This window comes from Lentilactobacillus kefiri (assembly GCF_007989105.1).
GTDB classification, from domain to species: Bacteria; Bacillota; Bacilli; order Lactobacillales; family Lactobacillaceae; genus Lentilactobacillus; species Lentilactobacillus kefiri.
This window is the reverse complement of record NZ_BJVK01000050.1, coordinates 1-9457: the sequence shown is the minus strand read 5'-3', so window position 1 is coordinate 9457 and position 9457 is coordinate 1. Positions and strand designations below refer to the sequence as shown.

At 45.5% G+C, this 9457-nt stretch carries 7 protein-coding genes, 2 pseudogenes and 1 riboswitch; of the genes and pseudogenes, 5 read left to right on the top strand and 4 right to left on the bottom strand.

Going from position 1 to position 9457, the window contains the following annotated elements; translation table 11 throughout:
• The 4 genes and pseudogenes from LKE01_RS10860 to LKE01_RS10845 all read right to left on the bottom strand — a co-directional run.
• A pseudogene (locus LKE01_RS10860) lies at nucleotides 1-203 on the bottom strand (fucose-binding lectin II); the annotation flags it as partial.
• 19 nt (nucleotides 204-222) lie between these two features.
• Entirely contained in the window at nucleotides 223-933 is a 711-nt protein-coding gene (locus LKE01_RS10855; RefSeq protein ID WP_095345013.1) for an ECF transporter S component, read from the bottom strand.
• A gap of 7 nt (nucleotides 934-940) precedes the next feature.
• The gene (locus LKE01_RS10850) at nucleotides 941-2605 is read right to left on the bottom strand and encodes an ABC transporter ATP-binding protein (protein ID WP_095345014.1); all 1665 of its coding nucleotides are present in this window, start codon (nucleotides 2603-2605) and stop codon (nucleotides 941-943) included.
• A complete protein-coding gene (locus LKE01_RS10845; protein WP_095345015.1) occupies nucleotides 2593-3489 on the bottom strand; it encodes an energy-coupling factor transporter transmembrane component T in 897 nt (298 codons plus the stop codon). The genes LKE01_RS10850 and LKE01_RS10845 overlap by 13 nt, the downstream gene beginning before the upstream one ends.
• A 267-nt stretch (nucleotides 3490-3756) precedes the next feature.
• Here LKE01_RS10845 and LKE01_RS10840 point away from each other — a divergent pair.
• The 5 genes and pseudogenes from LKE01_RS10840 to LKE01_RS10820 all read left to right on the top strand — a co-directional run.
• Nucleotides 3757-4227 (top strand): annotated as a pseudogene (locus tag LKE01_RS10840) (ISLre2 family transposase); the annotation flags it as partial.
• A gap of 81 nt (nucleotides 4228-4308) precedes the next feature.
• A riboswitch (cobalamin riboswitch) is annotated at nucleotides 4309-4493 on the top strand.
• A gap of 201 nt (nucleotides 4494-4694) precedes the next feature.
• Complete coding sequence (locus LKE01_RS10835; protein WP_095345016.1) at nucleotides 4695-7040, top strand: DUF5776 domain-containing protein; 2346 nt, start codon at nucleotides 4695-4697, stop codon at nucleotides 7038-7040.
• Between the two features lie 87 nt (nucleotides 7041-7127).
• Nucleotides 7128-8174 carry a prenyltransferase/squalene oxidase repeat-containing protein gene (locus LKE01_RS10830; protein WP_095345017.1) on the top strand — a complete coding sequence of 349 codons (1047 nt, stop codon included), beginning with the start codon at nucleotides 7128-7130 and terminating at the stop codon, nucleotides 8172-8174.
• Between the two features lie 34 nt (nucleotides 8175-8208).
• A complete protein-coding gene (locus tag LKE01_RS10825) occupies nucleotides 8209-8958 on the top strand; it encodes a DUF4430 domain-containing protein (RefSeq protein WP_095345018.1) in 750 nt (249 codons plus the stop codon).
• A 256-nt stretch (nucleotides 8959-9214) separates the two neighbouring features.
• On the top strand, nucleotides 9215-9457 hold a 243-nt coding region (locus LKE01_RS10820), incomplete at its 3' end, for a hypothetical protein (protein ID WP_054769805.1).

The window sequence follows — 9457 nt, the reverse complement described above, 5'->3', positions numbered from 1 at the left end:
GCGGTCGTCTTGCCTGACAATCCGGTCTTGTTTTTAATCATCAGATTCTTCGCGTAACGGTAGTTGGTTTTGATCTTGCTATTTTGATAAGCACGACTGGCGGTCTTAACGCTGGCTGCATTGGCGGTGAAGGCTGGTGCGATACTGCCAAATCCTAATAGGGTTGAAGCAGAGATCATGAGTAGCTTTGATGTTAATTTCATTGATTAATCCATCCTTTTTCTATTGGTTTTTATCCGGTAAAATATTGTATTTGGTGACTAAGCGGTGAAACAGCTTCTCCCATGGTTTGTAAAATAGCGCGATGAGAAAGGCATTGGATGCTGCGTGGAACGTGTCAAATGGAAAGAAACTGGCCGCAAAAGCCAAGATAAAACTCTTGATGGTCAGCGGTGATACGTAGGCCAGGGCGTACCAGAGGTCCATGATCCAGCCAAACAAATAGCCCCAGACGCAGGCAAACACGATCATAAAAATCAGACTATGGGACAATCGGGCCTTCATGAAGAGGCCAGCGGTTAACCCCATTAAGCCCCAGGCGACCATCTGCCAAGGCGTCCATGGTCCTTGACCCATAAACATGTTGGAAACCAGTGCCGTGGTAGATCCTGTGATAAAGCCCAGTTCCGGGCCGAGACTGACACCGCTTAGAATTACGACGAAGCTGGCTCCCTGCACACCAGGAATGGCGCCCAGTGGGACCCGGGTGGCAACCGCCAACGCGATCAAAACGGCGACAAACACCAACGTTTGGGTGCTGATTGGATCGTGTTCGAAGCGCCAGTACGCGGGTAAAAGGCTACAGATTAGGCACATAAAGCTAAATAATAGGTAGTGCTTTCCCTTCAATAAGACAATGAATAGCAGAAAAATAAACATTAACAATAACGCAATTAATAACCGATACCGGTTGAGTAACGAAGATTGTTTCAAGTAACACTCACCCCCTTTCTGGATGGTTCGCCAGCTTCAGATCGACTGGCAGTAGGGCGTCCTTAACCTGATCACGGGCAATCCGGTTAATTGGCGTGGTGAAGAAAAAGTTATCGGCAAAAAATGATTGCGTGGCAAGCAGCGTGTTGAGATGGCCATCAAACATAAACGTGCATTTGTCGGCAAATTTAGCACAGAATTCCATGTCGTGGCTGGCAATCACAATGGTCATACCGGCTTGTTGGTACTGTTTCAGCAGGTTGCCCACCTGAATTTTGGTGTAGGGATCCAGTCCCTTGGTTGGCTCGTCCAGAACCAACAGATCAGGGGTCGCCATCAGTGCGATTGCTAATCCAACCAGCTGTTGTTGGCCGCCACTAATGTCAAATGGATTTTGTTTCTCAATACGGTTCAAATGAAATTGATTAATCATATGGTCAACTTGGGCCTTAGCGTCTGGCAACCGTAATTCAGCCGCCTGAACTTCCAGCTCCTCACGAACGGTATCGGCTGTAAATTGGAGACGGGGAGTTTGCGATAGAAATGCCAGTTTGGCCATTCGCTGGTTAATGGCCATTTTCCAAACTAACTGGTGGACGAAACGAATTTTGCCGTGCTGCGGCGTCATTAGTCCACAAATCAGCGTTAACAGGGTTGATTTGCCGGAGCCGTTTTTGCCGATAATTGCCAACCACGTACCGGGATTAATCGCCAGGTTCAGGTGATGGAGGACGTTATGTTGGCCGTCGAAGCTAAAGGAAATGTTATTGACGGTTAGAATTGGTTTTTCGGCTGGGGGTAATTGCGCAACCTTGCCGCCGGTCGTCACTGATTGAAATTGAAGATGGTGAGTCCGAATCGCCGACTGGGCATCGGCTACTGAAATCGGCAATTGGGAGGTTCGAATCTGTTGATCTAAGAAGAGCTTGGGAATTGACGGTACGAAATAGGTCAAGTGGGCATCAGTGGCCATTTTTGCCAAGCCGCTGTGGGGATCACCGTCAAAGGTCAGGTGGTAATCCTGCAGGAGAATCATCCGGTTGGCCATGGCTGCTACCGTGCTCAGCCGGTGTTCAGTCAACATAATTGTAATCCCTAATTCTTGATTAATCCGCCCTAAAACGGTGAGAAAATGCTGAGCGGTCGGCGGATCCAACTGGGACGTGGGTTCGTCCAGTAAAATTAATTTTGGGCGCAAGATGAGAACCGAAGCCAGGTTTACCAACTGAAGCTGGCCGCCGGATAATTGATGTATTTGGCGATCGAGGTTTTGATCCAAACCTAAGAAATTTGCCAGTTCGGTAATCCGGCGTTCGATTTCATTGCTGGGACAGCCAATATTTTCTAATGGGAAGGCCAGTTCTTCGATCACCGTTGCCATCACCGGCTGGGTTTGTGGATCTTGGGCCACATAGCCGACGGTTTGGGCACTCACCAACTTCGGCATGTCAGCAACCGGTGTTTCGGCAATTTGAACGTCACCAGTTCGGGCTCCTTTGGGCATGAGCTCCTTTTTCAAATGGTTAAGCAGGGTCGTCTTGCCACTGCCGGTATTACCGGCAATCACAATAAAATCGCCGGGGTCAATGGTGAAGTTGACGTCGTCCAGAACGGGGGTTGATTGATCGGGATAGGTGAACGTGAGATGGGTCACGGTAGCTAATTTTTGCATGAACGATAGACCCCCTCTGAGATTAATGGTAGTAAGAATAGGAGTGCCGTGACGACGATGGGCCAAGTATCGCCCGGCGTAAAAATGGTGGTGAAATTGGCGACTGAACGACTGGTGCCCATTGAAAGAATCCGGACGCCGATAGTTGCAACTAGCATGACGGTGGCAATCGTGATGAACAGCAGGTCACTAAACTGCCAGTGATACGAGCGGTAGTGGGTCCGCTTGGCGGCGCCAAATCCGCGGGCGTCCATTAAATTGGCGGTTTCCATCGCAGAAGACAGGGCGTCCTGCAGAAGAATTTCGAAGATGTGGAGCGTTTTTTGGGTGCGGGTCTTCAATGATCCATTAACCACGTCGACGTTGCGGGTTTTTTGCAGGCGCAAAATCCGTTTGAGCCTATCGGTGAAGCTGGTGACCAGCGTAAACGAAATGGTGACCAGTACTGCCAGCCGGGGCGCAATCGGCGAGAACACGTAGATCAGCTTGCTGGGGGTCAGAACCGCGTTTAGGACTGAAAAAACAAACAGCATTGCGATCAGGACAATTGCCATCGCAATGCCGTACAGAAATGCCGGATACGAAAATTTGAACGTCAGAATGCCCCATTTGAAATGCCAAAGAATCGGCGGAAACTTTTGATTGAGGAGCGTATTGAAAAATAGAATCATTAATAGAAATGAAACGGCGTATTTCAGTTGGCGCGCCGTCTTTTGGCCGCCAAGGTAGTAGGTGGCTGTGATCGTGAGCGCGATGAACTCAGCCACCGCGACCGCCACGTGATTAAACAGCAGGAGGCAGACGATCAGCTCAGTAAAGTACAGCGTGAGCGCTACTGGATGAAGCTGCGAAAAAAACGTCATCTTGATTGGGGTGTGTGTCATGGAAAATCCCGACTTTCTAAGGGTTAGTAAGCCCTTTCAACAGTATATCATCGTTGCCAAGGGTGGTAAACGGCATATCTTGTGTGGTGGCTAGTATTATTTTGAGGCGTTTTTAAATGGTGAAATTTGCGAACTGATTTATCACCTTTTGGATATTATGTACAGCCTTTTTACACCATTTTTACACTAAATTTACCGTGACCTGCTAAGCTGTCATTTATACGGGTTCATCCGAACAAGCGAGGTGGTTAACACGTAAATAACTTTCTGAAAATCATTGAAAGCAATCTGGTTGATGAGCTGAATACGCCAGAAAATCATGAAAACCTAAAGCGGCTGCGCAGCTATCTTCATCGTCGCTGGGTGGATATTAAGCCGTTTAAGATGCGTCATTTGTCAGTAATTAAGGCAATTGGCTGCTGTGAGAGCAATCACCGTAAATATACTTATCGCGTCAAAGGGCAAGGAAAATACTGGTCAGAAGATGGTGCCGAAGGAATTCTGCGTGTACTGACTTGTATCAAAAACAATGAGCTGGAATACTGGCTTAGCAGTGAGTTTGCAGGTGGACAGCTCGATATTGGTGATCAGGAAGAATTGAAAGGTGCAGTTCGTGCCAGCCTAAGAAAGACGCATGAAGCTCGTCTAGGCATTCATCATGGTGCAATCGAAAGCTTAACAGCAGGTCATAGCTATTTGGATGATTTCGGCAGAAAATTAAGTCAAATAAATATTTAAGAAATTAAGGTCAGACTAATGATTAATAGCCTACCGCAAAAATATTGACACTTACGGACTTCGTAGCCCCATTCTAAACAAACGCGCGCCATGCTATAATGATTAATGCTAAAAAGTATAATGAACCGGAAAAAGGTGAAAAGCCTTTACAGCCCCTTCGCTACTGTAAGATTGACTGAAATGTCGCAACTCACTGGCTAAAGCTGGGAAGAAGACATTTGGGGATGAGATCAAGTCAGGAGACGCTTATTATACTGATTGCAAAGTTTCTTAGGGTCGACTTTGTCAATTAATAATAAACTTTCCGGGATTAGTCTGCCCAAAAATGTCGGACGTTAGTTATTAATGATAGAAGATGGCTCTAGCTAGGGTACTAGCTAGGCTTTTTTTGTGTTGCAGAAAGTCTAACCAGTCCAGCATTAATAGCGGTTAACGACCGTTAAATTTGTTTTGGGGAGCGTTCAGTAGTGAAAAGAAAACAATTTCTATATTGGCTTTCAATTGTATTAGGGATTTTTCTGATATTTTTCAGTGGTGGTAATTCATCCAGGGCTGATACAGCATCAGACGTCAATTCGGCAATTTCCACTGGGTTAACGGAGATCGCGCAACAAGGGTCCCAAATTGATGCTTGGGATGCCACATGTTTAGTGTTTGGGGACAACGGCATTACTGATTTGCAGGCTCAATATGCTTACAAATCAATTCTTAAGAATAACGACTTTCTCAGTGGTGGCAGTCAAGGGTTAAACGGGATCTCTGATGTTTCTGCCGTCAATGGTTTGGTGGCAATCGGCAAAGATCCAACTAATGTGAATGGTAAGAATTTAGTTGCTGACATTGTAAAGGATGCAAATAATCCTGCCAGTGATTATTCAATTGTTAATGATTTGGAAGCTTTGAGTACTGGTAGTTATGGTCAGGCAAGCGAAACTGCCCGAACTTCTTTAACCAAGAAGTTAATTGGGATGCAAGATCAAAAAACAGGTTTGTGGAACGGGTTTGATAAAGTTGATTATACCGCTCGGGCAATATTAGCATTATCGATGAATACGAATCAACCAGGGACTGCAGACGCTTTAAACACGGCAGTTAAAGCGGTAAGTAATCATCTTTATCAAGAAAATGGCGGATTTGCTGATAGTAGTAACACAATGTTTGGCGCTGAGAATGCCTACGATGATGTAACAATGACTAATGCCCTTGCCTCTGCCGGCGTAAATGTTTATGTACCATTAAAGGGGAAAACTGATTATGTTGCCCCTGTTCAAAGAGTTCTCGATCAACATCCGGTTTCCGCTGGGAATTCCGCAATGCTGATTCAACAGGCAACCTGGACATTTGAACAGGCCCGATTCACCAGAAATGGTGGTAAAGGATCCATCTTCGCTTTCAATCAAGCGGATGCGGCGAAACCTGGTGAGATTGTCAGTATAAAGGCGGCCGCAATTACCAAAAAGCAGTCAATCATCAATGATCCTCAGGCAACGGCCGCTACCAAGAGTGACGCCCTTAACCTGGTAGATCAAATACTAGCGACGTATGTTTCGAAGTTAAGCGCTGATTCAACCAGCAGTGCTGCAATCGCCGATCGAGCAGCTGGGGTTACGGCTTTTAATCATGTAACCGTTTCTCATGCCGCACCAGCAACGCCCGTAACGCCACCAACTGTTACGAACAATAACGTAACGGTTGTCAACAATCCGGCCAGCTCTTCCAGTGCATCGAGTTCATCATCAGCAACATCCACTTCTTCATCTAGTAGTGTGCCAATAAGTACGCCGACTGTTTCCGGGAAGCCTGTTAAAAAAGCAAGTCATCGTTCCATCGTATATGCACTGACAACTGTCAAACTATATAGAAGTTCGAACTTTACTAAATCGAATCTGACGAAGACCTACAAGAAACGTGCCCGGATTAACCGCCCAATGTTCCTGGTTATCAGCCAGCAAACGAACAAACAGGGCCATGCGATCTATCGAGTAAAGGACACGAATTCAGGCAAAACCGGTTATACGCTTTTTGGTTCAAAGTATTTTGCCCACGCCTACTATTCCGCAAAGGTGACCCGCATTAAAGTCATCAATCCTAAGGGAATCAACGAGTATGGTAAGGTTAACTTAACGAGCAAGAAGCGCCACGTTAAAAAGAATGCGTCATTAAGCGTCAGAAAAGTTGTTAACTATGGGCGTTCCAACCGGATGCAACTTACAAATGGCCGCTACATCACTGCTAACAAGAAGCTCATCTTGGCTACTAAGATCAAGAAGAGCTCCCAAAATACTCGTCCAAGCACACCTACGGCCACAACCACAGGGACGTCAACGAGTACCCCACCGACTAACTCAGGGTCAACAGCGACTACGACAACGACGACAAACTCTAAGCCGACGGCAACGACGGGGACAGCCACAGGGACAACCACAACTACTAATAATTCACCTAGTGCCACGCCAACTTTGCCAGTGGCACCCACAAATCCTGTTACGCCATCAAACGATGCTAAAACCATCACAACCACTATTAGTATTCATGCCGATGGGGCGACCATCGCAAGTGGCAGTATCAAGGTTAACAGTGGGGCCAGCGCATTGGATGCCTTGCAGGCATTTGCCCAGCAACAAGGATTGGCTTTAACTTATACAGGATCGGGGGCTACTGCATACGTTACCGGAATTAATGGTTACAATGCTGGGCCAGCCGGGACAATGACTGGATGGCTTTATTCAGTTAATGGCACCGAACCTAGTTCATCGATGGGTGTTTATACTTTGAAAGATGGCGATTCAATTTCGATGACCTACAATAAGTAATTCTTCATCTAACAATCAAATATCAAAATGGTTGGGGGAAAATGAGGCCCCAGCCACTTTTATGCATTATCTAAGGAGATCACAACTATGAATAAATATATAAAATCAGTCTTGACTTCTGCAACTTTGGTTATCGCCGCTTTGACGCTCTCAACAACTACCAACGCTGCATCAATTAGGAAGGCTAGTACCGGCACCATTCACAGCAGCATTGCCCGTACTTATTCCTATGCCAAAAAGATGATTAAAGAAAATAAGACCGGACTTTCCGGTCAAAGCAGTTCTATTTTTAGTAAGAAACTCAATCCTGATACTGGTGCGACTGCGGGGTACTCTGACTTTCTGTTAGGGCTCAAGGGAAACGGTTATAAATTTAATACCAAGGAAAAAACGTTGCTGCGAAAAAACTTGGTAATCAAAAAGACAACCCCTGCTGGAACAATGGCCAATGCCGTGATGGCCGTTCAGGCGATGGGGCTCAACGCTAGAGATTATAAGCCATATGGCCACAAAAAGGGAATCAATCTGGTAACCAAGTTGTACCGGACAAGTGTTTCCAAACAAACGACAAGTGCCCAGGCACAAGTGCTGATTGCCATTTCGATGAGCTCAAAGTTCAAGCAGCCAAAGGGAGCGAAGTTTAGCAAAGCAAGCTTGAGTGCTCGGCTATTGAAAGCTCAATTAAATAATCACGGTTGGACGTATAATAACCAACAAGGAGTTAGGGATGCCGACACGACCAGCATGGTTCTAACCGGTCTGGCTCGAGGAAAGGTTAATACAACTAACGTCAAGGACAGCTTGCTGAAGGGGCAAAAATTTCTTACTGGTATTGTGCAGCCCAGTGGTGCATTTGGCTACACGTTTAATGGCAAAACAACGCCAAATGCCAATTCAACCGCTGAAGCAATTATTGCCCTATCAAATGATTTTGGCATGAAGAAATATGTGAATAACACGGCGATGAAAACAAGTCAAACTAGGACGCCGCTTTATGCAATGCTGACCTATGTCAATAAATCCGGTTCAATTAAAAACGCAGCTACTCAGCTCTATGGTGTCGGTCAGGTAAATTTAGCGGTTGCCGCTTATAAAGCTGCTTTAAAGAATCGTTCAGTTTACACGATTAATTAATCGCCAAATTTTGAGTGAGAGGTGACAAAACAATATGAAAAAAGCAATTGGCTTCATTCTTGCGTTCATTCTCACAATTGGAATCGCTTTTGGTGCCCAACAGGTGATTTCATCGAGAGACGCAGCCCCTAAGCCGACAACTTCTAAACAAGTGACTTCTTCAAGTTCAAGTTCGACCAGTTCAAGTCATCTTAAACAGCCAAGTCACCAGCAAAAAGCAAAGGGTGCAAGCAAAGCAAAACCAAAAGCAGATAGGCGGGCTCAAAAAACAGCCAACAAGCCCCAAACTGCTAGTTCTCAATCAAGCACAAGCCCTAATCGGACAACCGGATCCAGTGCAAAGGCAAGTCCTAACAAGGTCGCTAAAACTAAGCGGTCAAATGCCCCTAAATCTGATAAGCTGGGTAAAATTAACCACAAAGCAGAAACCAAGGTGTTTCAGGATACGCATCATGCGGCTAAAAAGTCGTCTAATGCTAAGAATACAATTCAAATCCATTTAACGATTGATGGATACAAAAAAGTTTTCTATTCGAAGCGGATGCGCGTTAAAAAGGGCGCCAACGCGTTTTCAATTTTAAAGCAAACGAACCTGAAGTTTAGTTATATTCCGGGCCCCTCCGTTTACGTGAACGGCATTAACGGCCTCAAGGAAAATGACGTTAAGGCCGGTTCCGGTTGGATGTTCAGTGTTAACAAGAAATTTATTGACCATGCTGCAAACTTAACGAAGCTTAAGAGTGGGGACAACGTTCGTTGGTACTTTACAACGGAGGGATATTAACTGATTAGATCCCGCTAATATTGATTCAAACAAAGCGACTGCTGCCAAAGGGAGGGATATATTCCTTTGGCGGTGGCCGCTTTTAATGATTATTCTCTTTTAGAGCTTTCTCCAAAAAATGCCGAAAAATTTTGGACAATTCTCCAAACATAAATGGCGAAAAAGAGGTTATATTCCTTTGATAAGGGATCACTCGATAATCCGGGGGAATTTTTGAGTGGTAACCAAGCTATTTTTCTAGAGGGAGTTGTTTTTTATGAATAAATTGAATCAATTACTAATAATTGCAGCGGCTTCAGTGGGGGCTTCATTTTTATTATTGACAGGGGTTCTAATGCCAGCTTTTGCTGCCACCAGCCCCACTTCCACGACCCAAACATCACCGATCACAACTATTGCCACTCAAGACCAAGCAGAGGACAATAACAGCGGCACCCTTGACGGAGGTGTCACTTGGCAAATTGCGAACGATAACTTGACGATTAGTGGTGGAACCATT

What these genes read in the sequence shown, in the direction of transcription:
- LKE01_RS10850 (WP_095345014.1), bottom strand. Translation starts at nt 2,605, where the DNA reads ATGCAAAAATTAGCTACCGTGACCCATCTCACGTTCACCTATCCCGAT.
- LKE01_RS10845 (WP_095345015.1), bottom strand. Translation starts at nt 3,489, where the DNA reads ATGACACACACCCCAATCAAGATGACGTTTTTTTCGCAGCTTCATCCA.
- LKE01_RS10830 (WP_095345017.1), top strand. Translation starts at nt 7,128, where the DNA reads ATGAATAAATATATAAAATCAGTCTTGACTTCTGCAACTTTGGTTATC.
- LKE01_RS10825 (WP_095345018.1), top strand. Translation starts at nt 8,209, where the DNA reads ATGAAAAAAGCAATTGGCTTCATTCTTGCGTTCATTCTCACAATTGGA.